Below are 25,937 nucleotides of genomic sequence, written 5' to 3' on the forward strand. Positions count from 1 at the left end.
TGTCACGCCGAATCCTTAGAAAGAACGTCCAATTTGCTAGTTCCAGAGCAATTGCTCTCGCGCGGATGAGAGCACGTCGCTGTGCGGTACCGCTTCTTGCCACCGGTAAATCTTCGCATTTGAAATCCTCCGCCAATACCCCCAGCAAGAATGGCATGCCGACACCACTTCGCCCGTCACTCCACGTCGCAGCACCAAAAATACTCAGTTGCCGACCCGCTTTGCGCGTACGGTTTCAGCGCGCAGGACGCTATGGACGACGCGGTGACAATTTGCGCATAAGCACTGCACGTCATCGAGAGTTGTCACATGCCCGCTCTCCATCTTGCTAACGTGAGTTTCTGCGTGATGCACTTCGATACACGATTCGGCATGCTCCTCATCGTAGTGCTTCGCGGGATCGAAACCACAACGCTCGCATCGCAAAGCTCCGTGGAGTCGACGAAACTGGGCCTTCTTTGCTTTTGATAGCCCTGCTGCTCTCTCTCGCTTGAGATGCGACACTAGCCGAGGCTTTCCTTCGTGCCATTCCTTGTCCGGATCCGTCTCTGGCTGAGAAGGTTCGACAGAATCCTTGGGGACCACGACATAGCCTGCTTCACGCAAAATGCGAAAACAAGCGGACGACTCGCCCCCCGAAAAGTGCTTCGGTTCAACAGTTTCACCGCCTAGGGCCATCGATAGAGCGACCCCAAAAACGGCCTTCGGGGGAAACCTCCGACCATCCTCGGTAAGCAGGTCGTAGTCGGTCGAAGGTGCAAACACATGTTGAGCGGTACCTTCCCTAAACTGGCGGACCGCCTCGAACAAATGTTCGGCAGTTACCTTTTCGAGCACGTCGACTGGCCAGCGATTGTTGTCTCCCACAGGCTGGTAACGAACGAATTTGTATGCGCCCTTGAGCTTTCGTTCTGCTTCCTTCAACAGAAGTTCATCGAAGTAGGCGATCCATTCAGTTTCCAGCACCAGTGCTTCGACACTCAGATCCAGCCGGTGCTTATTGGAAAGCTCGACAAAGCCATCTGAAGGGTACTTTCCTGCCAGCAACTTACACGCCGTGGCGTAGCCGCCATCGGCGTTCAGCATCTTGATGAACTGGTTGGGCGGATAACCAGTATCTCTTTTGATTTCAGCTGCCTTCTCACGCAAAAAGGCGGTAAACCGCTCGTCCGTTGCTCTATCCATTTTCGCCATGTGGTCACCTCCTCGGGGATCTGCGAGTGCATTTATTCTGAGGACGCATTCTATCGCCCATCTTTGTTGTCTTGCTCCGTCATACAACACGCAACCAATGCTAGCCCCGCGCGCCTGAGGCACGCTGGCGGTCATGTCTTCCGTCAGCCTCCTCCGCCTACTCGAAAACCTCCTGCGCCTCGGCACCATCACCGAGCTGCAGCACACCACCCCACCCCGCGTCCGCGTCCAAGCCGGCGGCCTGACCACCGACTGGCTCCCCTGGCTCGAACGCCGCGCCGGCTCCACCCGCACCTGGAACCCGCCGACCATCGGCGAACAGGTCCTCATGCTCTGCCCCAGCGGCGACCTCCGCAACGGCATCGTCCTCTGCGGCATCCCGTGCGACACCAACGACACGCCCAGCCACAGCCCCGACGAAACGGTGACGCTGTATCCGGATGGTGCGACGACGCGCTACAACCACACATCCGGCGTCTTAACGCTTATCGGCGTCCAGCGGGTCACGATTGAAGCCGCCACCAGCGTCCTGGTGAAATCCCCCAACACCACCTTCGAAGGCGACGTCACCGTTACCGGCCTGCTCTCCTACCAAAACGGCATCTCCGGCCAGGCCGGCGCCAACGGCAACGCCATTCAGGGCGATATCACCCATTCGGGTGGGGATCTGTCCTCCAACGGCGTTGTCGTCCACAAGCACGACCACGGCGGCGTGCGGCGTGGCGGGGATCGCACGGGAGGTCCGCAATGACATACCAGGGCCTGAACAGCGCCACTGGTGGCCCCATCGCGGATCTGGACCACATCCAGCAATCAATCCGCGATATCCTCACCACCCCTGTCGGCACGCGCCTCATGCGGCGCCGGTACGGCTCGGACGTGCCGATGCTGATCGATCAGCCGCTGAACGACATTACGCGGCTGCGCGTCATGTCGGCGTCCGTGGCCGCCATCGTCCAGTGGGAGCCACGGGTACAGGTCAACGCGGCCTGGTTCTCCGTGGACGCCGCAGGCGGCATGGTGGTCGACCTGGATGCGGATCGCATCGACGGCGCGCGGGCCAGCGCCATGGGCAGGCTCTCCATCCCTGTACGAGAGGCCAAGCGATGACCTCCCCGATTGACCTGTCCCGCCTGCCCGCGCCCGACGTGGTCGAAACGCTCGACTTCGAAACCATCCTCGCCAGGCGTAGAGCGCGGTACATCGACCTGCACCCGCCCGAACAGCGCGCCGCCGTGGCCAAGGCGCTCCAGCTGGAATCCGAGCCGGCCCTGAAGCTGCTGCAGGAAAACGCCTACCTCGAAATCGTGCTGCGCCAGCGCATCAACGACGCGGCGCGGGCTCGCATGCTGGCCTACGCCGAAGGCAAGGATCTCGAACACATCGCGGCTAACTACAACGTCCGGCGCCTGGTGGTATCACCGGCGAACCCGGCCGCGACGCCGCCCGCCGCCGCCGTGATGGAAGACGACGACTCCCTGACCGAGCGCACGCAACTTGCCTTCGAAGGTCTATCGACCGCCGGACCGCGCGAGGGATACAAGTTCCATGCGCGCAGCGCCGATGGCCGCATTGCCGATGTCAGCGCCACCAGCCCGGAACCATGCGAAGTGGTGATCACCGTGCTCGGCATCGAGGGAGACGGCACAGTCGGCCAGGACCTGCTCCACAACGTAGAAACAGCCCTGAGCGACGAGGACGTCCGCCCGATGGCCGACCGCCTGACCGTCCAGTCCGCGCGTATCGTGCGCTACGAGATCGACGCCACGGTCTACACCAAGACCAACGGCCCCGAACGCGAACTGGTACTGGCAGAGTCGCGCAAGCGCGCCGACGCCTATCGCAAAGCCAGCCGACGCCTGGGCCGCGACATCGACCGATCTGCCATCAACAACGCCCTGTTCGCCGAGGGCGTATCGCGCGTGGAGATCCGTCTGCCGGACGTCGACGTGGCGCTGGACGACACCCAGGCCGGCTACTGCACGGCCGTGAACATCGTGGACGGGGGCGCGCGTGAGTAGCCTGTTGCCACCCAACGCCACGCCGCTGGAGCGCAACCTGGCTGCGGCGGGCGCGGCCATCGCGGAGATTCCGATCCCAATTCGGGATATTGGCGACTCGGCCACCTGCCCCACCGCCGTCCTGCCGTTCCTCGCCTGGGAACGCTCCGTAGACCGATGGGATCCCGACTGGCCCGAAGCCACCAAGCGCGCCGTGATCGACGCCGCGTTCCTGGTGCATCAACGCAAGGGCACGGTCGGCGCCATCCGCCGCGCCATCGAGCCGCTTGGCTACCGGGTGCGGCTGGTGCCCTGGTACGAGATGGATCCAGTGGGCCGTCGCGGCACGTTCGCCATACAGGTCGAAGTCGGTGAACGTGGCGTGGCCGAAGACCTTCACGAGGAAATCGCTCGGCTCATTGATGATGCCAAGCCGCTGGCGCGGCACCTCACGGCGCTGACCATGCAACTGGAGACGCGTGGGCACCTTCGGATTGGCGGCGCCCCAATCCTGGGCGACATCATCACCGTCCATCCAAATCTCTCCCACGCTGTCGAAGTCCGTGGGGGCCTGCGTCATGGCGGCGCGTTTCACGTCATCGACACCCTCACCGTACACCCTGGCCCCACCAGCCCCGTCGAGGTGTCGGGGCGCCTGGCGCAGGGAGCAGCATTCCACGTTACCGATACCGTCACCGTCACCCAACTGTCGCTATGACCCAACGATATTTCCTGATGCCCACTGCGGCCGGCGAAGCCCGCATCGCCAATGCCCAGGCACTCGGCAAGCCATTTAGGCTGACCCACATGGCCGTGGGCGATGGCAACGGTGCCTTGCCCGAGCCTAGCCGCCAGCGCTCCGCCTTGGTCAACGAAAAACGCCGCGCACCGCTGAACATGCTGTCGCCCGATCCGGACAACCCCGGCCAGTACATCGCCGAGCAGGTGATCCCTGCCGAAGTCGGAGGATGGTGGATGCGCGAAGCCGGCCTCTACGACGAAGATGGCATGCTCTGCTACTACAGCAACCTGCCGGAGACGTACAAGCCGCGCCTGGCGGAAGGGTCCGGCCGCACGCAGGTGATCCGACTGGTCGTCCTGGTCACTGGTCAAGTCAAAGTCGAGCTGAAGATCGACGCTTCTGCCGTGCTGGCCACGCGCGAGTACGTCGACAACCGATTTGGCGCATGCACTGCCGCCAGCCTTCCCGCCGTCCTGGGCACGGCCGCAGGTGTGGGCGCGGATCTAGCCGTGACCAATGCGGCGGCGGGCGACCTCAACGCGCTGGTGACGCCCGGCGAGTACTTCTACTCCAGCGCGAATCCAAACGCGCCGAGTGACGCAGGTGTCATGAAGGTCTGGCGTGAGGACTCGCAGTGGGTGTCCCAACTATGCCAGTCAAGAAGCGGCGAGCTGTTCGTGCGCACGCGCAATGCCGATGGCGCCTGGTCGCCATGGCGCTGGAATGCCACGCTACCCAGCGATCGTGCGGCCTACGCCGCTGTCGGCGTCACAGTGGAAGTTGGGATCGCCAACGAATTGCGTACCCCTCAGATCCAGCTGGCGCGCGGTGTTTATGTCATCGCGCCTTACAACTGCGGCTTCGAAATTGAGAACAGCCACGGCTCCTACTACCTCACGTGCTTCGCGCAATTTGACGCAGGGATCGGTGAATCCGGCTTCACCAACGTGCCACAGGTCAATCCCTCGCCCTATAACCAGTCGCCGTTCGTTGTGCGGGTCTTTTCAGCAATGGCTACCGTGAGGTTCGTCCTGAAAAACAACGGCAGCATTCCGTCCGGGCATGGCACTGTCCGCATTCGCGGCGGCAACTACAACGCATTTGCGTTTTATGGCAACAAGGTACTCTGACATGCAGAACATCTACATGGAAATGCCAACCGTAGCCGGCGTCCGGATGCCGGGCATCATCGCCGCCGGCGTACAGGTGCCACAGGATGAATTCAACGAGACCTGGCGGCAGTTTCAGGACTTTGTCGCAGACGGGGGCGTGCCTCTTCCCTTCGATGGCGCGCGCCAGTGGGACGGACAGAGCTACGTCCTCGATGACGAACTAGCGGCGCAATCGCTTGCAGAGGCAAAGAAACAAGCTCTGCTGCGCGTTGACGCCTTCCATGCCGAAGCCGTTCAAACCATGGTAGACAACCCCACACAGGTCGAAAAGGACACGTGGGCACTGAAGCTTGAAACGGCAGGCGCCATCACGGCTGGTTCCGAGCTTTCTGCTGCGGGCGAGCAGTTTGTCGCCGCGGCTGGCTTGAATGACGCGGCGGCCAGGCGATCATGGGCGACTTCGGTCCTCGCCAACGCCACCGCGTACGCCAAGATCGTCGGCCTGGCCGAGCGTCTGCGCGACGACGCACGCACCGCCATCCGCGCCGCGAAGGACGAAGCCGAGATCACCGACATCCTTACCGCGCAGACAGAAGCGGCACACGCCGCCGCGTCCAGGCTGCAACGCTGACCGGCATGTCGAGCTTCACCCGCCCTGCCGACCTGCGCATGCTGGACAACTACCGCTGGCAGCTGCTGGCGGCGTTCGAATACCACGTCGGCGACTACCCCAGCGCCGACGTGATCTGCGTGCCCGCAGGCACCATCACCGACCTGGCCAGTGTGCCGCGCCTGCTCTGGGCACTGTTCCCGCCGCATGGACGGTGGGCGAAGGCGGCGATCATCCACGACTACCTGTATGCCAACGCGATTGGCAGCAAGGCGTATGCGGATCGGACGTTTCGGGAAGCCATGGAAGTACTCGGCGTTTCGCGGCCAGTCCGCTGGCTGATGTATTGGGCGGTGCGGGTCGGGGGACGGGGAGCCTACTAGCCCGCCCAATGCCCCACCAGGTGTTGTCTCAGATGCTGGCACAACACCCTCTTCGCGACACCCTCGCGCGTACGCCGCATCCTTACCGGACGATCCCGGCCATCACCTGGCCCACCCCGGAGGACTGCATGCCAACTGGCTACCATCACGGCGTCCGTGTCGTTGAAATCAACGAAGGCACCCGCCCTATCCGCACTATCGAGACCGCCGTGCCTGGCATCGTCTGCACCGCCGACGACGCCGATGCGGCGGTCTTTCCAATGAACCGGCCCGTCCTGCTGACCAACCCCATGGCTTCCCTGGGCAAGGCCGGCGATACGGGCACGCTGGCCCACACGCTCGATGCCATCACCGACCAGGCGAATCCGCTGACGGTCGTCGTGCGCGTGCCGGAGGGCGAAACGGTTGCGGAGACCACTACCAACCTGATCGGCGGCACCGACGCCAACGGACGCTTTACCGGCATGAAGGCGCTGCTGTCCGCGAAGAACACGCTGGGCGTGACGCCGCGCATCCTGGGCATTCCCGGCCTGGACAGCCTGCCCATAGCCGCCGAGTTGGCCGCCATCGCGCAGAAGCTGCGGGCCTTTGCCTACGTGTCCGCCTTCGGCTGCGAAACGAAGGAAGAAGCGGTGGCCTACCGTTCCAACTTCGGCCAGCGCGAGCTGATGACGATCTGGCCGGAGTTTGTCGGGTGGAACACGGTCAGCAACGCCGAATCCACGCTCTGGGCCACGGCCCGCGCCTTGGGCCTGCGGGCCAAGCTCGACAACGAGGTGGGCTGGCACAAGACCCTGTCGAACGTGGCCGTCAACGGCGTGACCGGGCTGTCGAAAGACGTGTTCTGGGATCTGCAGGATCCGGCCACCGATGCCGGCTACCTGAACCGGAACGAAGTCACCACGCTCGTCAATTTCCAGGGCTTCCGCTTCTGGGGCTCACGCACCTGCAGCGCGGACCCGCTCTTCGCCTTCGAGAACTACACCCGCACGGCACAAGTCCTGGCCGACACCATGGCCGAAGCCCACGCCTGGGCGATGGATCTGCCGATGCACCCTTCGCTGGTGCGCGACATCCTGGAAGGCATCAATGCCAAGATGCGCGGTCTCAAGCGCAACGGCTACCTGCTGGGCGGCGAGGCTTGGTTCGACCCGGAAGTCAATACCCAAGACACGCTGAAAGCCGGCCAGCTTGCCATCGACTACGACTACGGGCCGGTACCGCCGCTGGAGAACCTGACGCTGCGCCAGCGCATCACCGACCGCTACCTCATGCAGTTCGCCCGCGCGGTCACCGCGTGAGTGTTCGACCGGCCATCACTCGAAGGAACAGACCATGGCGTTGCCACGCAAACTCAAGAACTTCAACGTGTTCCACGACGGCGTCAGCTACGTGGGCGAATGCGAGGAATTCACGCAGCCCAAGCTGGCCCGCAAGCTGGAGGAGTATCGCGCCGGCGGCATGAACGGTCCCGTCGATATCGACCTGGGCGCCGAGAAGATGGAAACGGAAGCGACCTACGGCGGCCTGATGCGCGAGCCCTTCAAGGCATGGGGCATCACGGCGGTAGACGGCGTGCTGCTGCGCTTCGCTGGCGCCTATCAGCGCGACGACTCCGACGCGGTCGATGCGGTAGAGGTCGTCATCCGCGGCCGGCATACGGAGCTGGACATGGGCGCCGCCAAGGCAGGCGACAACAGCCAGTTCAAGGTCAAGTCCTCCATCAGCTACTACAAGCTCACCGTCAACGGCGAAGTCTGGTGCGAGATCGACCACGCGAACTTTATCGAGATCATCTTCGGCGTCGACCGCCTGGCGGAGCAACGCCGCGCGATGGGCCTGTAGCCCTCCCCCAACCACCTTGTGTCTGAACGATCATGACCCCACCCACCACCGTAGACATCGACCTCGACCACCCCATCCAGCGCGGCGGGCAGACCATCTCGAAGATCCAGGTGCGCAAGCCTGGCTCCGGCGAGTTGCGCGGCTGCAGCCTGATCGACCTGATGCGCATGGACGTGTCCGCCCTTCACCTCGTGCTGCCGCGCATCACCAACCCGACGCTGACGCAGCATGATGTCGGCAGGCTGGATCCGGCAGACCTGACCCAGCTCGGCACGGCGGTAACCGGTTTTTTGCTGCCGAAGTCGGCCAGGGAGGACAACTTCCAGACCGAATCGATCACGCCGTCGCCGACATTGCAGTGATCTTCCACTGGCCCCCAGACGTGATGTACGCCATGGGAATCGCCGAACTGATGGAATGGCGCCAGCGCGCCTACGAGCGTAGCGGATCCGACGAATGAGCACCCCGAGAAATCTCAGGCTGGAAGTCGTGCTGCAGGCCGTCGACAAGATGACGCGGCCGTTCAAGGCGATCATGGGCGGCAGCAGCAAGCTGGCGAAGACGGTCAAGGCCACGCGGGACCAGCTGAAGGAGCTGAACCGCGTCCAGGCCGACACCGAGAGCTTCCGCAAGCTGTCGAAGGATGCAGCGATTGCCGACAATGCGCTGCGCAAGGCGAAGGCCCAGATGAAGGCGCTGGGGCTGGAAATGGACGCCGCCGGCCGGCCCACGGCTGCGATGACCCGCGCGTTCAACAAGGCAGATCGCGAAGTTGACGCACTAAGCAAAAAGAGCGCGGAACTGCAACGGAGCCTGGGCGGCGTCAAGGAACGGCTGCAAGCTGCCGGCATCAGCACGCAGACGTTGCGGCGAGGCCAGGCGGATCTGCGGGAAAAGATCACCTCGGTCACTGCCGCCCTTGCCAAGCAAGAAGCCCAGCTCAAGGCTGTGAGCGAGCGCAACAGCCGGATGGCTGCCGCCCAGGCGCAGTACCAGAAAGGCATGGCAGCGCGGAATGCTCTGCTCAATGCTGGTGCATCGGCCATGGCCGGCGGCGGCGCGATACTGGCGCCAGTCGTCAAGACGGTCAAGGACTACGTGACCTTCGAGGACGCCATGCTCGGCATCGCCCGCCAGGTAGAGGGTGCGCGCGACGAAGGCGGCAAGCTAACCGTCGTCTACCACGACATGGCGCGCGAGATCCGCCAGTTGGCCCGCGAGCTTCCCGTCCCTACGGCACAAATCGCTGACATGGTAACGGCCGGCGCCCGGATGGAAGTGCCGCGCGACGCCCTGATCGAGTACACCCGGACGGTCACGATGATGGCCACGGCTTTCGATGCCGTGCCCGACGAGATCGCCGAGAGCATGGGCAAGGTCGCCAAGAACTTCCGGATCCCCACTGGCGCCATCATGGGCTTGGCCGACACGATCAACTATCTCGACGATAACGCAATCAGCAGAGGCGACGACATCATCAACGTCCTGAACCGCGTGTCGGGAGTTGTGTCGGGTGTCGCCATGCCGGCATCCGATGCAGCCGCACTGGCTTCGACGCTGTTGACACTGGGGGAGCGCCGGGAAACCGCCGGCACGGCCATCAACGCCATCACGCAGAAGTTTGCTGCCGCCGAGAAAGGGTCAAAAAAGTTCCGCGCCGCCATGGATGAGATCGGCCTTTCGACGGCCGCCGTCCAGCGGGGAATGGCGACCGACGCAACGGGCACGCTCTTCACGGTCATCGACGCCATCCGCAAGCTACCCAGCGACAAGCGCATCGGCGTGATGGTGGAGCTTGCCGGCATGGAGCACTCGGACACACTGGCCAAGCTTGTCGACAAGCCTGACGAGCTGCGGCGCCAACTTGACCTGGCCAACGGTGCGAAGGCTCAGGGGTCCATGTCGCGCGAATTCGCGGCGCGGCAGGACACGGTTTCTGCCCGCTGGCAACGCCTGCAGAACCAGATGTTCAATACCAGCAGCGCCGGAGGCGGGGCGCTGCGCTCGACGCTCGTCGGGTTGATGGATACGGTGGGACGCCTGATCGACCGCTTCAACGCCTTCGCCCAGGCGCATCCGCAGCTTGTGTCCTGGCTTCTCAAAGGCGCCGCCTCCGTGGGTGCGTTGCTGACGGTGCTGGGCGCCTTGACCCTGGCGCTGGCGGCCGCGTTCGGTCCGCTGGTGATTGCGCGTTATGGGATGGCGATGCTGGGTATCCAGCTTGGCCGTGGTGTCGGTATTGCAACCCGCCTGGCCGGGGCTTTCAATTTCCTGATGAAGACGCTCGCGTTCGTTGGCCGCGCGTTCCTGCTCAATCCCATCGGTCTGGCCGTCACAGCCATCGCCCTCGGCGCCTACCTGCTGATCAAGTATTGGGAGCCGATCAAGGCGTTCTTTACTGGCCTTTGGGCACGGGTGACCGCCACGTTCCAGGGCGGCCTCGGCGGCGTGCTTGCTCTGGTTGCGAACTGGTCGCTGCTCGGCACCTTGTACAACGTGATGGCGCCCGTCCTACGCTGGTTCGGCATCGATCTCCCCGCGCGCTTCAGCCAATTCGGCACCAACCTGCTGCAGGGGCTGGTGGCTGGCATCAAGAGCCGAGTGTCCGCTGTCCGTGATGCTATCTCGTCGGTGGGCGACAGCGTGGTGGGCTGGTTCAAAGACAAGCTCGGCATCCGCTCGCCCAGCCGCGTCTTCGCCCAGCTGGGCGGCTTCACCATGCAGGGGCTGGAACGCGGGCTCACACGCGCCCAGGACGGCCCGCTGGGCATCGTCTCCCGCGTCGCCACGGCGATGGCCGGTATCGGCGCCGGCCTGGCCATCGGCACCGGCCAAGCCACCGCAGCCGTGCGGTTTGACACCCGGCCGCCCATCGCAGCCCCCTCCCGCGCCGCGACTGCTGCGCCGCCGGCGGCTTCGGCGCCGGTCGTTATCCACATCCACCCGCCAGCCGGCGCCGACGAGCACCTGATCGCGCGCCTGGTGGCCGAGCGGATCGAGCGGCTGGAGGCGCAGCGCGCCGCCCGCGCCCGGTCCCGGCTCACCGACAGGGACTGACCCATGATGATGGCCCTCGGGTTGTTCGTCTTCGCCCTGGAGACGGCGCCCTACCAGGAATTCCAGCAGCAGATCGGCTGGCGCCACCCGTCGAACAACCGGGTGGGTCGCCGGCCATCGCGCCAGTACACCGGGCTGGATGACGAGACCGTAACCCTGTCCGGCGTGCTGCTGCCCGAGCTGAGTGGCGGCGACAACACCATCGACCTGCTGCGGCAAATGGGCGACACGGGCCAGCCCTACGTGCTTATCGAGGGCTCGGGCCGGTACTACGGCATGTTCGAGATCGATTCGCTATCAATCACCCGCACCCTCTTCTTCCGCGACGGCAAGGCGCGGCGCATCGAGTTTTCCGTTCGGCTGACGCGAGTGGACGGCCAGGCCGAGGATGTCATCGGTGGCGGTCTCTTCGGTATGCTGCCACGCACGACACCAGGCCTATGACAGCCATCCCGCCGACCACCACCCTGCCCGACAGTATCTCTGGCACCGCCGCTGTGCCCGTGTACCGACTGATGCAGGGGAAGCACGACATCACCAGCCGCTTCCAGGGCCGGCTGATCTCCCTGACGCTGACCGACAACCGTGGCTTCGAAGCCGACCAGCTGGACATCGAACTGGACGATGCAGACGGTATGCTCGACCTGCCCGACAAAGGCGCCACGCTGTCACTGGCCCTGGGCTGGCAGGACACGGGCGTGGTCGACAAGGGCACGTACAAGGTCGACGAGCTGGAACACACCGGCCCACCAGACCGCCTAACCATCCGCGCCCGCAGCGCCGACCTCGCCAGCGGCCTTACCACGCGCAAGGAACAGTCGTACCGCGGCCAAACCATCGGCGTCATCGTCCGGGCCATCGCCGCGCGGCATGGCCTGACAGCCGCAATCGCCGCCGCCCTCGACCACCTGGTCATCGACCATATAGATCAGACCGGCGAATCGGATGCCAACTTCCTCACGCGCCTGGCTAAGGACCACGACGCCATCGCCACGGTCAAGCAAGGCAAGCTGCTGTTCATCAGCACCGGCGCGGCGCAGAGCGCGTCAGGCGTGCCGCTGCCCACCGTTACGATCACACGGGCCAGCGGGGACACCCACAGCTTTACGGTCGCGGATCGGGACAACTACAACGGCGTGAAGGCGTACTACCAGGACGCACGGCGGGCAGAGAAAGGTGAAGTGGTGGTGGATGGGTCGAACGGGATGGAAGCTGCCGCCAGTTCATCTTCGGCCGGAGAGCCTACGGCGGCCAACGTCCTGGCGAACTCCGATCCGGACAACCTGAAGGTGCTGCGGCATACCTATGCCACCAAGTCCAACGCTGAGCGCGCAGCACGGGCGGAATGGCAGAGGATCCAACGTGGGGTCGCGTCGTTCCGGATCACCCTGGCTCGAGGGCGGCCGGAGGTGTTTCCGGAGTTGGCGGCGAGCGTGAGGGGGTGGAAGACGGAGATTGATGGGACGGGGTGGGTGGTCGCAAAGGTTACGCACGCATACTCGGGGAATGGATTCACATCGGCGTTAGAGATGGAAGTGGCCACTCGTGTACGGAAGTTGCCGACGAGTCCTGAAGGTCGTGTATCGACCCTAACCGGTCATCGACTCCGCTCCCAAGCGGCCTTTCAGATTGCGGTACGCGAACGCTTGACCTGCTGCGCGAGGTGCCAAGCCCTACTGCGAAGTGCTTCAAAGCGCTCATTCAGCGCCTCATACCCCGGCTTCCACGCGAAAGTACCATCGCGGGTTGTTTGGCCCAGAACGAGGTCGTTGATTGAACCCATACCGCCGTAGGCTTGCAACAAATACTCAACACCTGAACCGTCGCTATCGGTCAATCTGCCAGCAGCCCGACGTACCCACAGACTCCAATGACGGTCGCGGTCGCTCTCGAGTAGCTGCGCGAGTTCCTCAATAGTGCTCACGAGTTCTTGTATTGCAGAGTCCATGGTTCCCTGACTTGAAGCGCTGGATTGAAGTTGGCGAATGGCTGCACCTAGCCGGCCCGCGACATCTGCCGGAACCGTACCGGGCAAGCGTTGTTGTAGGTTTCTGGCGCTAGCGTCGCCCAGTCAAATCTCGAAGAGCGCAGCCAGGTCCGAAAAGCAATCTGCGATGCGGATGGCGCAATCTGGTGCCATGCCGATCATTGGCAGCATGAAAACGGCGCCGGCATGATCGAAAGCCAACAGCTCTCCGCCGCCGTCGCCCCCAAAGGCTAGAAATCCTGGTGCATAGACCTCGATTTCGACATCAACGTTGTTGCCGCGTATTTCATCTAGGGGCCATAGCGCGACGTACCCGGGCCTAGTTCCGTCCGCCGTAAATCCTTCGAAGACTCCATGGGCAGCCAGATAATCACTGTACTGACGCGGGACTGAAGGCAGCATGTATTCGCTCTCGGTTGGGGGTGACTTACGGAGACTCTAGCAGCATTCGGGATTTCCTAACGAGCATCGACCAATGTCCGCTCATGGCCGTTACAGGCTATCAATGACGTTCTTCAGCAGTTCACCATCGAACCAGACATCCTCATAGTCCGGCGCAAGCAATACACGCCATCCCGGCGGTAGTGCCAAGTAAGGGACGATATTCGGACAGCGCTCGATCAAGTGGGCGACATGAAGCGGCTGATAGAAGTTAGCGTCCGGCGAGTACTCGCCACCGTAAATATACCAACCGCACGTACCGTTATCCGGGGATAGCCGAACCGCGTGAAGCGGCACATCTTCAAGGGATCCAAGCGAGATTCCTACCTTCTGGCTCGCCTCAGGCGGCATGTATTCCGTACCGAATCGCTGGCAAACATTTCTTTGATCATTGGACATGGTCGCGCGGAATATGCTCAACTCGTCGTGATTGTCGCCGATTCCGACTGCGTGGTCGACCGACCGCTTGTGGCCGGTCTCGGCCCACCGGGTGACGGCGCCGTCATGGCCGGCGGGCTCTGACCGACCCGAAGCGGACGGACGGATATCTCGAAAGCAGACGTCCGACGTAATATCGTAACCCCTCATTGTTCGAGCTTTCGCATCATGCCCAGATCCGACCTTACTGAAGTTGTAAACGCGTTCCAGGATTGGGAAAAGCCATGGACGTTCTATTCGACTGTTTTGAGTCAGTTATCTCGTGATTCCGAGGACCCAGACACGCTCTCGCAAATCTGGGCCGAGGCATGCCGTGCCGACCACTGGCAGCAGGCGGACATATCGAAGGCCTGCGATGCAGTCGACTGTGGACTCAAAATACAGTTCTCGTGGTTGCCTGAGGACGCCCGTAGGCCGTTCGTGCGGGCTGCATCGTACCAATGGAAATGATGCGTCCCCATGGCCAATTCGGTGCGATCCCATATTCAAATCGCCAGGTATGCCGACCGGCCGCTTTTGGCCGAACTCCGCCGTCAGCCGGCTCTCCAGCATTTCTTCGTGGAAGCGCCAGACTTCCCGCGCTGTCGCGTTGTTGTAAGCGTGTGAGCAACTACAGGCTCCATGTGCGCTCCCCGCACACGCGCGTGACAATCGATTCGTCAGCAGAAAGAAAGACGCGGCGACGGGACTGGTGTTAGCGCACCAACCACGCCCCGTTCCAGCAGAACCAGCCTGCCAGTCCGGCCAGGGCCGCGCCACCTCGCGAGGCGCAGGCATCCTAGCACACGCTGGGAGTGCAAATCATGCAGGAAATCCGCTGCGGTAGCTGTAACCGCAAGCTCGGCATGGGCGACTACGTTTGCCTTGCCATCAAGTGCCCGCGCTGCGGCACGATGAACCAACTGAGGGCCGAGCGCCCCGTCCCCGAGAGCCCGCGAGCTTCGTGTATCGGAGATGCCCGCGATGAAGCTCGACCGCCTCTACCAAAGCAACGCCCTTGACATGCTGCGCGGCTTGCCCGACAAGTCGGTGGACCTGTTTTTCACCGACCCGCCCTACTCGTCCGGCGGCCTGCACGCCAGCACGCGCGCTCAGGCCCCGGGCCAGAAGTACATCGGCGCGGACGTGAAGACCGTCTATCCCGAATTCAGCCACGATAACAAGGACCAGCGGTCCTGGACTTACTGGTGCATGAGTTGGCTAAGCGAGGCGTTCCGCGCTGCAAAGGACGGTGGCCACCTGGTCTGCTTCATCGACTGGCGGCAGTTGCCCAGCCTGACTGACGCCATTCAGGGCGCCGGCTTCATCTGGCGCAGCGTGGCCGTCTGGGACAAGACCGCCGGCGGCGCGCGGCCGCGCCTGGGCGGGTTTTCGCAGCAGGCAGAGTTCATGGTGTGGGCGACGAAGGGCGCGGTGCGCACCGACCACAAAGTACATCTGCCAGGCGTCTTCGCCGAACGCCTGCCCCGCCCCAAGTCTCACATGACGCAGAAGCCCGCCGGCCTGGCGCGCGAAGTCGTGCGCCTGGTGCCGGCGGGCAGTGTTGTCTGCGATCCGTTTGCCGGCTCAGGCACGTTCCTGGCTGCGGCGAAGGAGCACGGGCATCGGTGGATTGGGTGTGAAATTGAGGCTGCGTATCACGCGGCCTCTGTAGCTCGATTGCGTGCCGCAGTAGCATCGCCTCCCACCCGTTACTTAAACGACATCACTTCGTAGTCAACCGGCAAGCCGTAGGTGCACTGCAAATACTTGATGTACTTCGAGTTGTCGGAGTCCAGCTTCGTTGGTCCAACCACAATGAGCTGTACCTTTCTGTGAGTTGCGTCCACCGCGTGATACGCGTACTCGAGCAATTGCCCTAGCGCGTTGCGTACTGCCACGCGGGCCAAGCGATCAGATTTGATTTCGTACAACCGGATCTCTGTTTCGGTTTGCACAAGCACATCCACGAAATTCTTCTCGGCTTCGACTACAGCGTTTGGATACTCCTTCTTCAGCCTCTCAAAGAGTCGTCGTTGCATTGTTCGATGATGCTGTGTGACTCGCACCGGTTTCGTTCCAACACGGACATACGCTTCAATCTCAGATAGAACTGGGTCTGCACGCCGACTCCTGCGCTGACTCGGAGAAACATGCGAAGCATCCGTAAGGCCCGTAATGATGTACCGGCTTTGCCTCCACGCAGCGTGGCTTCGCTCAATGTACGAGCCCGCAGGAAACATATGGACGTTCTTCGCGCGAAACCGAACGTTGAAGAGGCTCCTCGCGGAATCGACCCTTGCCAAATTCAACGCCTTGCGGCCGAGTGCATCAATTTCCTTCTGCATGATCTTCAGCCATCCGTTTTTCCGGAATGCCTTGAAGGCCATCTCAGCGTCATCGTCACTAATGGCCTCTGCCTGGAGGATCTCTGCCACCAGGCGACGCTGTTTGAAGGGCTCTATCGTGTAAAGCGTCACATCAAAGGCACCTTCCTCCTGAAGCTTTTTGTGGCTTTTCCCTACTCCCTGCAAGAATGCATAGCGCCATCCTTGATGAACCCATTGATTTCGAAACAACCACTCCTCGTGTGCAAAGCCAAACTCCCGAGCATAGGTTTTCGATGTCTCGAGTGCTCCAGCGTCGCCGGACGGGCGGCGCCAGCCCGCGGTGTTATACGCAATGCGCGTGATCTTCTTCATTATCGACCTGTTCTTTTGATCAAGAGTCCAACAACTGGACAATGCGTCCCCCTCAGTCGATATCGACCAATCCACGCCGCCATTTAGCCTTCGTCAGGATTTCCCCCGTGTCCAACCGCGTCACCTTTCCAATGATGCGCGAATATAGAAACGTACGCGTGTCCATGCGCATCATGCAAAAACCCTGAAAGTGATCCTCGCCGGCACGCTCGACCATCACGTGCCTGTCGGTCTCGTTGCCACCAGCGTCACGGTAGGAAAAGATGACATGCTCTGTTTCGGCTAGTGACACCATGCCCAGCCCGTCGTCCTCGTCATCCTCGTCGAATCTTTCGATGTAGGCGTCGTATCTCACAGACTGTCGCGGTCTCAGTGGCGCCATCCTTCGCAGTGCGGCTATCTCGGCCTGGACCTTCGCTTCCGTGTCGACCGGCACTGCATTTGGCTTCGACGCGCTCACAGCGGGAGAGGCCCACACCTTGGGCTGTGGGACGACCGGCTTGGCTATCACCTTCGACACGGTCCGGCCCGACTTTTCGTTCGACTTTCCCTGGGCAGGCTCGTCCTTCGCCTTGGGCTCCGTTCTAACGGGCGCCGTCGCCGTGGCCTCCGATGGAATATGCGGCGGCTGCGGAGGCCGGGGCACAGCAAATATGTCGTCGAACACCGCCTTCAATACGGCTTTGAATCCTGCTCCGAACATCGATACCTCCCATAGCGCGGCTTCATTCTCATGAGCCACAATCTGTTAGGGGGCGCTTCGATTCAAAAAACCTAGATTGGCCGTAACGCAAACTCCGACCATTTGTGAGCCCTGCCGCCGACTGACTCCAGGCACTCTCGGGCGAGGCCATCGGACATCTTGACGATGCTTCCGGCTGAGTATTGCCGACCATCGAAATGGCACTGGCTTGCCACCGGCTGAGCTGGTTCGCATTCCGCGAAGTGGCTTCGGACGGTAGCCACGAGAGCCCCGCACGCAGCTGCTGCGGCGAGGGCCACGGCCAGCTTGATCCGGCGGAAGCGTTGCGCTACTGCGGCGCACTTGTGGCACTTCGCCGAGGGCTTACATTCGGGCTCAGTGCCGGCGTCGGCCTGCTCTACCGATCCGGACATATTTATGGCGTTGCTAACCTGCCCTGGCCCGCTGCTCGCGTGATACACCACACTCGACGCCATCACTACCTGGCCCACATCTCCGTCAACCACCAGATCGCTTTTTTCTTTCCTCATCGCATTCCCAAAAAAGAAACTACGACTACGGTCGACCCCTGCCATTGGCGCGCGTCGTGGCACGCGCACTGTGTGAATCAGTTCTTTCGCTTCTTTCCCATGTTGATGGTGACCGGCGCTGACGTGTGCAAATTGCCTTCGATCAGTTGCCCCACGTCGCCCTTGACGTGTACCCGTTGCTCGGGCTCTGGCTGCATGCCGCTGAGCAGGGCCATGACGCCGGCGCGTGCTCGCGTATTGAGCCGACGGTACCCGGACACCAGGGCGGTTTCTTCAACCGACAGGGGTTCGAATGTTCGCTCGCCAACCAGGATGTACATCACGTCGAAGCTCTCCCGCGCAATCGCGGCCAGGTAGGCAGCGTCCGGAACGCGCTCAGACTTCTCATAGAACACCTGCGTTTTTGGCGAGACGCCGCCCATCGCTGCGAGCGCGGCCTGCGTGAGCCCCGCCCGCTTCCGTTCTTCGTATAGGCGTTTTCCTAAACCTTCCTTTTCTTCCCTTGAGATCATTGAAAAACTTTCCTCTTGGTAAGACACTGCGTGTTGTGCATCGCTAACTTTCACACAGAGTATATCCGCCATGTCTCGTGCGAAAACGCCGGTAAGTCGCGCCCCGCGTGGGGTGCTGAAGGACAAGCCAATCAGCATGCGTCTGCTCTCCAAGGAGCGCGAGCAGCTGGAGCAGTTGGCGCTGGTCGAGAACCGCTCGCTGTCGAGCCTGGCGCGGTTGATCCTGCTGGAAGGGCTGTCTGCCTACGAGTGCAAACCGGCACGCACGATCCCACTGCGGAGCAACGCGAGATGATGATGCTCTGCCCCCACTGCACCTACCGCCTGCAGATTCGCACCAGCCGCGCCGTCTCGCTGCTCTCCCGAGAGCTGTACGCGCAGTGCCCGAACGTCGAGTGCGCCTACACCTGCAAGATGCTGCTGTCGGCCGTGCACACCATCGCGCCGAGCATGATGCCCAACCCCAAGGCGTACCTGCCGCAAGGCAGGGCGCGCGGCACGCCGCAGGACACGCGGCAGATGGATTTGCTGCCTACGTAGCGGCCTGACTTTCCCATTCCGGTTTCTTTCGTTCACGGCGCGTCCGGCGCACCGTGAGGGACACCCTTTTGCCTGGATTCCATGGACCCATCCCTGCACTCCGATGTCACCAGCCGCCTGCTGCGCGACTACGCGTTCAAGCAGAAACAGTCCGGTGCGAAGCTGGAAGCCGGCCACTGCCCGTCCTGCGGCAAGAAGGCGCTGTGGGCGTTCGGCGATGCGCCGTGGGTGATCCGCTGCAATCGGCTGAACAACTGCGGCGCCGAGCTGCACATCAAGGATCTGTACCCGGATCTTTTTGACAGCTGGTCGGACCGCTTTCGCCCGACACCTGAGAACCCGAAGGCGTCGGCCGATGCGTATATGCGCGACGGCCGCGGCTTTGATCTGGACAAGGTGCGCGACTGGTACACCCAGGAGAGCTATTACAGCCACGAACTCAAGATTGGCAGCGCCACGGTGCGTTTTGCGCTGGCGCTCGGCGTCTATTGGGAACGGATCATCGACCAGGCACACCGCTTCGGTGACCGTAAGGCGACGTTCCATGGCAGCTATGGGGGCATGTGGTGGCAGCCGCCGGGGGCTACCCATTGCGGCGCAGAAGAACTGTGGATCGTCGAGGGCGTGTTCGATGCCATCGCCCTGCTCCACCACGGCATCACCGCAGCGTCGGCCCTGTCCTGCACGAACTACCCCGCGCAGGCGTTGCGCGGCCTGGCCGAACAGTGCGCGGCGAACGGCAATCCTCGGCCAAGGCTGGTGTGGGCGCTGGATGCCGACAAGGCCGGCATGCGGTACGCCATGCAATGGCTCAAGCGCAGCCGCGAGGAAGGCTGGGAAGCCTCCATCGCGCTGCCGAAGCAGAAAGGCAAGAAAAAGCTCGACTGGAACGACCTGCACCAGCTGGACAAGCTGACCGAGCCGGACATTGCCGAATACCGCTACCTGGGCGACCTGCTGGCCGCACCCACGGCGGCCGAGAAGGCCCGGCTGATCTACGGCCGCACCAGCATGAGCCAGTTCGCGTTCGACTTCGAGAGCCGGCTCTACTGGTTCAAGCTGGACCTGGACGCGCTGACACGCGAGATGGACGCCGTGCGCAGCGCGCACGGCGACATGGATGAAACCGAGATCCGCGACGAGGCGATGCTCAAGGCCGGCGTGGTCACGAACATCGCGACGTGTCTGCCCACCGTCCTTTACTACCAGGCGAACGCTGCGACCGACGAAGCCTGGTACTACTTCCGCGTTGCCTTCCCGCACGATGCCGCGCCGATCAGGAACACATTCACCAGCGCGCAGGTGGCGTCGGCCACGGAGTTCAAGAAGCGCCTGCTGGCCGTGGCGCCGGGGGCGTTCTACACCGGATCGAACGGGCAACTGGACGCCTACCTGAAGGAGCAGATGCACCGCATCAAGAGCGTGCAGACGATCAACTATGTCGGGTACACGAGGGAGAGCGGCTGCTACGTGTACTCGGACGTGGCGGTGAAGGACGGCAAGCTTTACACCCTCAACGACGAGGACTTCTTCGACATCGGCCGGCTGTCGATCAAGAGCATTCTCGGCTCGGCCGGCCTGTCGCTTAACACGGACCTGAAGGCGTTTCGGCACGACTGGCTGGACACCCTGTGGCGCGCGTTCGGCGCGAAGGCCATCGTCGCGCTGGCGTTCTGGCTGGGGTCGCTGTTTGTGGAGCAGATCCGCGAAGGCGACGGCATCAAGCAAAAGAGCTACCCGTTTCTGGAAGTGGTGGGCGAACCCGGCGCCGGCAAATCGACGCTGATCGAGTTCCTGTGGAAGCTGTGTGGGCGGCGTGACTACGAGGGCTTCGACCCGTCCAAGGCGTCGATTGCGGCGCGGGCGCGCAATTTCTCGCAGGTGTCGAACCTGCCGGTCGTGATGATCGAGGCCGACCGTGGTGACGATGGTGCGAAGGTCAAGGGTTTCGACTGGAACGAACTGAAGACCGCCTACAACGGCCGCAGCTCACGCTCGCGCGGCGTGAAGAATTCCGGCAACGAGACAGACGAATCGCCCTTCCGTGGCGCCGTGGTGATCAGCCAGAACGCCGACGTGTGCGCCAGCGACGCCATCCTGCAGCGGATCGTCCACCTGTACTTCGACCGCTCGGGCCAGAACGCCGACACCTTTGCCGCCGCCCGCGCGCTGGAGCAGATGCCGGTGGAGGACGTGTCGGGCTTTCTGCTGTCCGCCATCCTGAAGGAAAGCGAGATCCTGGCGCGCTTTGTCGAGCGCATGCCGCACTACCAGGACATGCTGATCCGCAACCCGGACGTGAAGAACCAGCGCCTGGCGAAGAACCACGCACAGATCATGGCGATGGTCGACTGCCTGCCCATTGTGTTGCCGCTGCCGGCTGAGTACCGCGACGCCGCACAGCGCCAGTTGGTGCAGATGGCCGTGGAGCGCCAGCAAGCCATCGGCGCAGACCATCCGCTGGTACAGGACTTTTGGGAACTGTACGACCACCTCGAATCCGCCGCCGACGACCAGGCCGTGCTGAACCACGCCCGAGGCAATGGCGTCATCGCCATCAGCCTGCGCCATTTCGAACAGGTGGCAAACGACCGCCGCCTGAACCTTCCCCCGCTGCCCGAACTGAAACGCGTGCTGAAGACATCCCGGCACCGCAAGTTCATTGATCTGCGGGTCGTCAACAGCGCAATCAACGCGCGATTCAACGCCGAGCACATCCACCAGCCGAAACGCCCTGCCACTGTGAAGTGCTGGGTGTTCGAGGATCGGCCGGCGAACACAGGAGCGTGAGTATGTCTGCTTTCCTCGTCTGCATCGTTTCCCACGCCGGCGTCCGCATCGAGTTCACCAGGCTGGCCCGTACGCGCCTCGATGCGCAATTGGGCGCGCTGGACTGCCTGACCGAGCCACCCCGCTTCTGCCGCGCTACCGCCATCGGGAGGGCTGCCTGATGTACGCCCTGCTCAATGTCTGGATGATCGCCACGGCTGTGGCCTCCGTCTACCTGTTCAACGCCGGCGCGCATCGGGTGCGTTGGGGCGCGTTGATCGGCCTGGTCGGACAGCCCGCGTGGCTGCACCTGACGATGGCCACCGACGAGCCCGGCATGTTCGTGGTCAGCCTGTTTTTCACGCTGTGCTACGGCCGGGGCGTGTGGGACGGGTTCATTCGCCAGGGAGGCGCCCGTGGATAAACCCTTCGTCACCGAAGCGCAGCTGCGGCGCACGCACCAGGCGCTTCGCATCGCCACCCCCTTCGACGCCATGTCGGACCTGCTGCGCCGCACCGTAGCCGCCGCAGCCCGTGCCATGGCTGCGCGAGACATGGCTGCGCGCGGCCAGGCCCGGCCACGCGCCCTTTCCATCGACCTAAAACGCCGCGCTGCCGGCGACTTTGAGGACTGACCATGCCAGCAAGCAAACACCGGAAGAACCGCCGCGCGCACCAGCCGCGTGTGGCCCGCCTGCCGTCTTGTTATCGCTTCAGCAACAAGGCCGAGGTGGATCTGCAGCTCATTCCCCATGTGGAGCTGAGCAAGATCCTGGACGGCACAGCCACGGAGAATGCCTGGTTCACCCTGGGCTTCCGTGTGAACGTCGGCCAGCTGGCGGCGGCGCTCTACTTTGCGGAAAACCGTGAGCTGCGCGAGGCGATGGATGCAGCCGTGGAAGCGATTGCCGCTGTGGGAAAGCGGTATCGGGCGCGCGGCCGGCTGGGGGTTACTGGCGACGAGTATCGGGTGATCGGGCGGGCGTTGAATCTGACGGATGAGATTCAGAGGATGTGTACCAGGAGGGAGTTGTTGGAGGTTTCGTTGGCGGTGGAAGACCAGCAAAACCACGGCGACAATGCGCCACGGTGGCGCGCGGTGCATGCACGCATCGAGGGAGCACGGGATGAATGACGGGCACCTGATCAAACGCATCGCCTTGGCCGTGGCGGATCACGTGCGGCCGGCGCTGCCGGTGAGCGTGGCGCTTTGGGATGTGGACCGGATCGCGGAATTCCTGGTGCGCTCGCCCAAGGTGGTGCGGGAACGGATTGTTACGCTGCCGGACTTTCCGAAGGCGATTCGGATACCTTCCGTGCAATCGGGCGGTGGGGCGCCGGCCAAGGCGCTGCCCCGCTGGAGGGCCTCCGAGGTGGTGGCCTGGGCGGAATCGTACAAGGATCAGCCGCGTGGCCGCCCGCGCAAGGCGGATTGACCACGCGTTGCAGCGCCTGCGGCGTCAGCCCAGGCGCTGCGCGATGCTGGACGCCGACTCGTTGTAGTAAGTCATCAGTTCCTGCAGGTTGGTATGGCCTGTCATGCGGGCCAGGTCCAGCGGCTGCAGCTTCTTCGCCAGGCGGGTGATGGCTTCGTGCCGTGTGTCGTGGAACGTCAGGTCGACGATGCAGGCCTTGTTTCTGGCTTTGCGGAACAGCGCGTCGCGGCTGGCTGGTACCAGGCTGAACAGCGGCGCCCCTTCGTCCACCGCCGGCAGCATCCGCAGCAGCTCGATGGCGCGGCCCGACAAGGGTACCTCTCTCGCCAGGCCGTTTTTGGTCAGCGGCAGCCGCGCCACCCGCCGCTCAAAATCCACTGTGAAGCTGGTCAGGCCGATTATCTCGCCTGACCGCATGGCCGTCTCCAGCGCAAACAGGAAAGCCACGGCGACGCGCTGGGAAGCCCGCACGACCGGCATGCCTTCGATGTAGCCCAGGGCGATCAGTACCGCGTCGATCTCCGCCTGGGGAATCAGCCGCTCGCGCGGCGGGTTGTCGGGCGGCCGGCGCACCTCCTTCATCGGGTCGGTCACCAGCCAGCCCCATTCGGTGCGCGCCACCTGCAGGGCGTGCGACAGCAGGGACATTTCGCGGGACACAGACGACCCGGCCACGCCATCGCGCAGCCGCGCGTCGCGCCAGGCGGCGATGTGGGCGGGCCGCAGGTTGACCAGGAGGATGTCGCGGAACGGGCTGCCCTCGATCTCCTTGCGGCCGATGAGGTCCAGGCGGAGCTTTTCCCACCGGGCGCCACGCTTTGTCGGGCTGACTTTGCGCTGGTAGTCGTCCAGGACGTCGCCGATGGTGTGTGTTTTGCTGCCCTTACCGCCTTGCAGCGACCGGAGTTCGGACTTGCGCCGATCCGCCCATTCCTGGGCAAGTGCCTTATTCGGAAAACACCTGCTCTCGCGATGGCCCTTCACGTCGATCTGAACGCGCCATCCAGTCCCTGTCTTTTGCAACGATGCCATGGGGGCTCCGTGGGGGATTTCTGGGGGCGCGCGGAAATTATAGAGTGGCGCGGAGGGGCACCAATTGCGCGACGACAAAGGGGGGAAATCACCCGCCGGCCTTTGCGGGGCTTGGCTTCGCGGCGTTAAGTGCCACCGATTGGCGTGGAGTGTAAATGTTGCGATTACGCAACAAAAAGGTAGGTTGGTGCGAGGGAGGGGACTCGAACCCCTACACCATTGCTGGCGTCAGGACCTAAACCTGGTGCGTCTACCAATTTCGCCACCCTCGCAGTCCTGGAACCGGGCAGGCACAAAGCAAAAAAGGCGGCTGGACTGCCCGCCTTTTCCTGCTTGTGGCTTGCTGTGGCGCGTTGCGCGCCGGGATCCGGTTCGTGCCGCCGGCGTAACTTCAGCCTGCGGCGCAATAAGGATGCGGATTGTATCGCAAGGCGTCGGGGGAATCCAGCCCCCGCGCCTCCGGCCGACAATGCCGCTCCACTTTACTGGCGGGCGCGGATGAACGCGATCACCAGGACCGTGGCGCAGGCCTCCAGGGCGGCCACGAAGTACAGGCCCGAGGCCAGCTGGCCGGTGGTGGTCTTGAACCAGCCGATCATGTACGGCGCAACAAAGCCGGCCAGGTTGCCGATCGAGTTGATCAGCGCGATGCCGCCGGCGGCGGCCGTGCCGGCCAGGAAGGCCGAGGGCAGCGACCAGAACACCGGGAATGCGGCCAGGATCCCGACCGACGCAAGGGTCAGCGCGACCAGCGCCAGCACGGCGCTGTGCAGCCAGAAGCCCGTCAGGGTCAGGCCCACGGCGGCCAGCAGCGTAGCCAGCGCGCAGTGCATGCGGCGCTCGCCGGTGCGGTCCGAGTGGATGCCATTAAGCACCATGGCGATGGTGCCGGCCACGAACGGGATGGCCGAGATCAGGCCGATCCGCAGGTTGCCCTGCACGCCCAGTTCCTTGATGATCGACGGCGACCAGAACGCGATGGTGGCGTTGCCGCTCACCACGCAGAAGTAGATCGCCGCGCAGATCCAGACGCGCGAGTTCGCAAAGGCGGCCTTCAGCGACGAATGCTTGGCAGGATCGCGCGCCTCCTGTTCGATGTCCCGCGTGACGATTTCCTGTTCCTGCTGCGACAGCCACCTGGCGTTGACGGGCTTTTCCGGCAGGTACATCAGCACGGCGATACCGGCCAGCACCGACGGAATGCCTTCGATCACGAACAGCCATTGCCAGTTGGCCAGGCCGTCCACGCCGTCCATCGCGCTCATGATGAAGCCGGCCAGCGGGCCGCCGATCACGCCTGCGATGGCAAACGACGTCATGAACAGGCCGTTGATGCGTGCGCGCCGCGCGGCCGGGAACCAGTAGGTCAGGTACAGCACCACGCCCGGGAAGAAGCCGGCCTCGAAGATGCCCAGCATGAAGCGCAGCGTGTAGAACTGCATCGGCGTCTTCACGAAGATCATCGCCATCGAGGCCAGGCCCCACAGGATAGTGATGCGCGCCAGCGTCTTGCGTGCGCCGATCTTTTCCAGCAGCAGGTTGCTCGGCACCTCGAACAGGAAGTAGCCGATAAAGAAGATTCCCGCGCCCAGCCCGTACACGGCCTCGCTGAACTGCAGGTCCTGCAGCATCTGAAGCTTGGCGAAGCCCACGTTGACGCGGTCGATCCAGGCCAGGATGAACAGGAATACCAGGAACGGGATCAGGCGCACGGTGATCTTGCGGTACGCCTCGTTGCGTTGCTGCGCCAGTTGCGCTGGCGGCAGGCTCTCCAGGGCGCCGGGGGCGCCGCTCATCACGGAAGACATCGGTGACTACTCCTTGGGTGTGGTTGGCGGGGCGCCGCTACGTTGGCGGCGCCCTCTCGCATTGCGCTGTGCTGGCGCTTGCTGCGGCGGCCGTGGGAATCCGGCCGGTGCTACGTG

General features: G+C 63.2%; 32 protein-coding genes and 1 tRNA gene. 24 read left to right on the forward strand and 9 right to left on the reverse strand.

Annotation, left to right across the window (positions count from 1 at the left end):
• Positions 1 to 204 precede the first annotated feature (204 nt).
• Positions 205 to 1,194, reverse strand: coding sequence for an HNH endonuclease (locus BLQ58_RS28705; protein WP_139186068.1), 990 nt, complete (start codon positions 1,192 to 1,194; stop codon positions 205 to 207).
• A 133-nt stretch (positions 1,195 to 1,327) separates the two neighbouring features.
• On the opposite strand from BLQ58_RS28705, the gene BLQ58_RS06785 reads away from it, so the two are divergent.
• The 14 genes from BLQ58_RS06785 (at position 1,328) to BLQ58_RS06850 (ending at position 12,736) form a co-directional block, all read left to right on the forward strand.
• On the forward strand, positions 1,328 to 1,945 hold the full coding sequence (locus BLQ58_RS06785) for a phage baseplate assembly protein V (RefSeq protein ID WP_092595785.1): 618 nt from the start codon (positions 1,328 to 1,330) through the stop codon (positions 1,943 to 1,945).
• The gene (locus BLQ58_RS06790; RefSeq protein ID WP_092595787.1) at positions 1,942 to 2,304 is read left to right on the forward strand and encodes a GPW/gp25 family protein; all 363 of its coding nucleotides are present in this window, start codon (positions 1,942 to 1,944) and stop codon (positions 2,302 to 2,304) included. Before BLQ58_RS06785 ends, BLQ58_RS06790 begins: the two co-directional genes overlap by 4 nt.
• Complete coding sequence (locus BLQ58_RS06795; RefSeq protein ID WP_092595789.1) at positions 2,301 to 3,215, forward strand: baseplate J/gp47 family protein; 915 nt, start codon at positions 2,301 to 2,303, stop codon at positions 3,213 to 3,215. Before BLQ58_RS06790 ends, BLQ58_RS06795 begins: the two co-directional genes overlap by 4 nt.
• Positions 3,208 to 3,912 carry a phage tail protein I gene (locus BLQ58_RS06800; protein ID WP_092595791.1) on the forward strand — a complete coding sequence of 235 codons (705 nt, stop codon included), beginning with the start codon at positions 3,208 to 3,210 and terminating at the stop codon, positions 3,910 to 3,912. The genes BLQ58_RS06795 and BLQ58_RS06800 overlap by 8 nt, the downstream gene beginning before the upstream one ends.
• Positions 3,909 to 5,066, forward strand: a complete 1,158-nt coding sequence (locus BLQ58_RS06805) for a phage tail-collar fiber domain-containing protein (protein ID WP_092595793.1) — start codon at positions 3,909 to 3,911, stop codon at positions 5,064 to 5,066. Before BLQ58_RS06800 ends, BLQ58_RS06805 begins: the two co-directional genes overlap by 4 nt.
• Before the next feature lies 1 nt (position 5,067).
• On the forward strand, positions 5,068 to 5,679 hold the full coding sequence (locus BLQ58_RS06810; RefSeq protein ID WP_092595795.1) for a hypothetical protein: 612 nt from the start codon (positions 5,068 to 5,070) through the stop codon (positions 5,677 to 5,679).
• A 5-nt stretch (positions 5,680 to 5,684) separates the two neighbouring features.
• On the forward strand, positions 5,685 to 6,041 hold the full coding sequence (locus tag BLQ58_RS06815) for a DUF1353 domain-containing protein (protein ID WP_092595797.1): 357 nt from the start codon (positions 5,685 to 5,687) through the stop codon (positions 6,039 to 6,041).
• Positions 6,042 to 6,169: 128 nt separating this feature from the next.
• Positions 6,170 to 7,342, forward strand: coding sequence for a phage tail sheath protein (locus BLQ58_RS06820; protein WP_092595799.1), 1,173 nt, complete (start codon positions 6,170 to 6,172; stop codon positions 7,340 to 7,342).
• A gap of 34 nt (positions 7,343 to 7,376) precedes the next feature.
• Entirely contained in the window at positions 7,377 to 7,886 is a 510-nt protein-coding gene (locus tag BLQ58_RS06825; protein ID WP_092595801.1) for a phage major tail tube protein, read from the forward strand.
• A 32-nt stretch (positions 7,887 to 7,918) separates the two neighbouring features.
• A complete protein-coding gene (locus tag BLQ58_RS06830) occupies positions 7,919 to 8,248 on the forward strand; it encodes a phage tail assembly protein (protein WP_092595803.1) in 330 nt (109 codons plus the stop codon).
• Positions 8,218 to 8,346 (forward strand): GpE family phage tail protein, encoded by a 129-nt coding sequence (locus BLQ58_RS06835; RefSeq protein WP_092595805.1) that lies wholly within the window; start codon positions 8,218 to 8,220, stop codon positions 8,344 to 8,346. The genes BLQ58_RS06830 and BLQ58_RS06835 overlap by 31 nt, the downstream gene beginning before the upstream one ends.
• 29 nt (positions 8,347 to 8,375) lie before the next feature.
• The gene (locus tag BLQ58_RS06840; protein ID WP_175459853.1) at positions 8,376 to 10,943 is read left to right on the forward strand and encodes a phage tail tape measure protein; all 2,568 of its coding nucleotides are present in this window, start codon (positions 8,376 to 8,378) and stop codon (positions 10,941 to 10,943) included.
• A 3-nt stretch (positions 10,944 to 10,946) separates the two neighbouring features.
• Entirely contained in the window at positions 10,947 to 11,387 is a 441-nt protein-coding gene (locus BLQ58_RS06845; RefSeq protein ID WP_049815994.1) for a phage tail protein, read from the forward strand.
• Complete coding sequence (locus tag BLQ58_RS06850) at positions 11,384 to 12,736, forward strand: phage late control D family protein (RefSeq protein WP_217635964.1); 1,353 nt, start codon at positions 11,384 to 11,386, stop codon at positions 12,734 to 12,736. Before BLQ58_RS06845 ends, BLQ58_RS06850 begins: the two co-directional genes overlap by 4 nt.
• A gap of 278 nt (positions 12,737 to 13,014) precedes the next feature.
• Here BLQ58_RS06850 and BLQ58_RS28710 read toward each other — a convergent pair whose 3' ends face one another.
• Positions 13,015 to 13,332 carry an SMI1/KNR4 family protein gene (locus BLQ58_RS28710; RefSeq protein WP_139186069.1) on the reverse strand — a complete coding sequence of 106 codons (318 nt, stop codon included), beginning with the start codon at positions 13,330 to 13,332 and terminating at the stop codon, positions 13,015 to 13,017.
• Between the two features lie 90 nt (positions 13,333 to 13,422).
• Complete coding sequence (locus tag BLQ58_RS28715; RefSeq protein ID WP_029050584.1) at positions 13,423 to 13,770, reverse strand: immunity protein Imm33 domain-containing protein; 348 nt, start codon at positions 13,768 to 13,770, stop codon at positions 13,423 to 13,425.
• Between the two features lie 842 nt (positions 13,771 to 14,612).
• Here BLQ58_RS28715 and BLQ58_RS06870 point away from each other — a divergent pair.
• Together BLQ58_RS06870 and BLQ58_RS06875 are read left to right on the forward strand one after the other, a co-directional pair.
• Positions 14,613 to 14,810: a Com family DNA-binding transcriptional regulator gene (locus tag BLQ58_RS06870; protein WP_092596451.1), complete on the forward strand. Its 198-nt coding sequence runs from the start codon at positions 14,613 to 14,615 to the stop codon at positions 14,808 to 14,810.
• Positions 14,764 to 15,525 (forward strand): DNA-methyltransferase, encoded by a 762-nt coding sequence (locus BLQ58_RS06875; protein WP_049815775.1) that lies wholly within the window; start codon positions 14,764 to 14,766, stop codon positions 15,523 to 15,525. The genes BLQ58_RS06870 and BLQ58_RS06875 overlap by 47 nt, the downstream gene beginning before the upstream one ends.
• On the opposite strand, the gene BLQ58_RS06880 is transcribed toward BLQ58_RS06875, so the two are convergent.
• The 3 genes from BLQ58_RS06880 to BLQ58_RS06895 form a co-directional block, all read right to left on the reverse strand.
• Positions 15,501 to 16,490 carry a hypothetical protein gene (locus tag BLQ58_RS06880; protein WP_029050585.1) on the reverse strand — a complete coding sequence of 330 codons (990 nt, stop codon included), beginning with the start codon at positions 16,488 to 16,490 and terminating at the stop codon, positions 15,501 to 15,503. The genes BLQ58_RS06875 and BLQ58_RS06880 overlap by 25 nt on opposite strands.
• Positions 16,491 to 16,542: 52 nt before the next feature.
• Positions 16,543 to 17,193, reverse strand: a complete 651-nt coding sequence (locus tag BLQ58_RS29065) for a hypothetical protein (RefSeq protein WP_029050586.1) — start codon at positions 17,191 to 17,193, stop codon at positions 16,543 to 16,545.
• Positions 17,194 to 17,800: 607 nt separating this feature from the next.
• Entirely contained in the window at positions 17,801 to 18,373 is a 573-nt protein-coding gene (locus BLQ58_RS06895; protein WP_092595811.1) for a helix-turn-helix domain-containing protein, read from the reverse strand.
• On the opposite strand from BLQ58_RS06895, the gene BLQ58_RS06900 reads away from it, so the two are divergent.
• From BLQ58_RS06900 to BLQ58_RS06930, 8 genes are all read left to right on the forward strand, one after another.
• Positions 18,372 to 18,530 (forward strand): hypothetical protein, encoded by a 159-nt coding sequence (locus BLQ58_RS06900; RefSeq protein WP_254775833.1) that lies wholly within the window; start codon positions 18,372 to 18,374, stop codon positions 18,528 to 18,530. The two genes, BLQ58_RS06895 and BLQ58_RS06900, sit on opposite strands and share 2 nt — an antisense overlap.
• On the forward strand, positions 18,527 to 18,775 hold the full coding sequence (locus BLQ58_RS06905) for an Ogr/Delta-like zinc finger protein (protein WP_029050589.1): 249 nt from the start codon (positions 18,527 to 18,529) through the stop codon (positions 18,773 to 18,775). Before BLQ58_RS06900 ends, BLQ58_RS06905 begins: the two co-directional genes overlap by 4 nt.
• An 81-nt stretch (positions 18,776 to 18,856) precedes the next feature.
• The gene (locus BLQ58_RS06910) at positions 18,857 to 21,565 is read left to right on the forward strand and encodes a toprim domain-containing protein (protein ID WP_029050590.1); all 2,709 of its coding nucleotides are present in this window, start codon (positions 18,857 to 18,859) and stop codon (positions 21,563 to 21,565) included.
• Between the two features lie 2 nt (positions 21,566 to 21,567).
• On the forward strand, positions 21,568 to 21,726 hold the full coding sequence (locus BLQ58_RS29070) for a hypothetical protein (protein WP_175459854.1): 159 nt from the start codon (positions 21,568 to 21,570) through the stop codon (positions 21,724 to 21,726).
• Positions 21,726 to 21,968, forward strand: a complete 243-nt coding sequence (locus tag BLQ58_RS06915) for a hypothetical protein (RefSeq protein ID WP_029050591.1) — start codon at positions 21,726 to 21,728, stop codon at positions 21,966 to 21,968. The genes BLQ58_RS29070 and BLQ58_RS06915 overlap by 1 nt, the downstream gene beginning before the upstream one ends.
• Complete coding sequence (locus tag BLQ58_RS06920) at positions 21,961 to 22,179, forward strand: hypothetical protein (RefSeq protein ID WP_029050592.1); 219 nt, start codon at positions 21,961 to 21,963, stop codon at positions 22,177 to 22,179. The genes BLQ58_RS06915 and BLQ58_RS06920 overlap by 8 nt, the downstream gene beginning before the upstream one ends.
• Positions 22,180 to 22,181: 2 nt before the next feature.
• Positions 22,182 to 22,679, forward strand: coding sequence for a hypothetical protein (locus BLQ58_RS06925; RefSeq protein WP_175459855.1), 498 nt, complete (start codon positions 22,182 to 22,184; stop codon positions 22,677 to 22,679).
• A complete protein-coding gene (locus BLQ58_RS06930; protein WP_029050593.1) occupies positions 22,672 to 22,980 on the forward strand; it encodes a hypothetical protein in 309 nt (102 codons plus the stop codon). Before BLQ58_RS06925 ends, BLQ58_RS06930 begins: the two co-directional genes overlap by 8 nt.
• A gap of 24 nt (positions 22,981 to 23,004) precedes the next feature.
• Here BLQ58_RS06930 and BLQ58_RS06935 read toward each other — a convergent pair whose 3' ends face one another.
• The 3 genes from BLQ58_RS06935 to BLQ58_RS06945 all read right to left on the reverse strand — a co-directional run bounded on the left by BLQ58_RS06935 (position 23,005) and on the right by BLQ58_RS06945 (position 25,820).
• Positions 23,005 to 24,012 carry a tyrosine-type recombinase/integrase gene (locus BLQ58_RS06935; RefSeq protein WP_029050594.1) on the reverse strand — a complete coding sequence of 336 codons (1,008 nt, stop codon included), beginning with the start codon at positions 24,010 to 24,012 and terminating at the stop codon, positions 23,005 to 23,007.
• A gap of 185 nt (positions 24,013 to 24,197) precedes the next feature.
• Positions 24,198 to 24,284 (reverse strand) — tRNA-Leu (locus BLQ58_RS06940).
• A 210-nt stretch (positions 24,285 to 24,494) separates the two neighbouring features.
• Positions 24,495 to 25,820, reverse strand: coding sequence for an MFS transporter (locus BLQ58_RS06945; RefSeq protein WP_049815777.1), 1,326 nt, complete (start codon positions 25,818 to 25,820; stop codon positions 24,495 to 24,497).
• Positions 25,821 to 25,937 lie beyond the last annotated feature (117 nt).

Source organism: Ralstonia sp. 25mfcol4.1 (genome assembly GCF_900104095.1).
In the GTDB taxonomy this organism is placed as follows: domain Bacteria; phylum Pseudomonadota; class Gammaproteobacteria; order Burkholderiales; family Burkholderiaceae; genus Cupriavidus.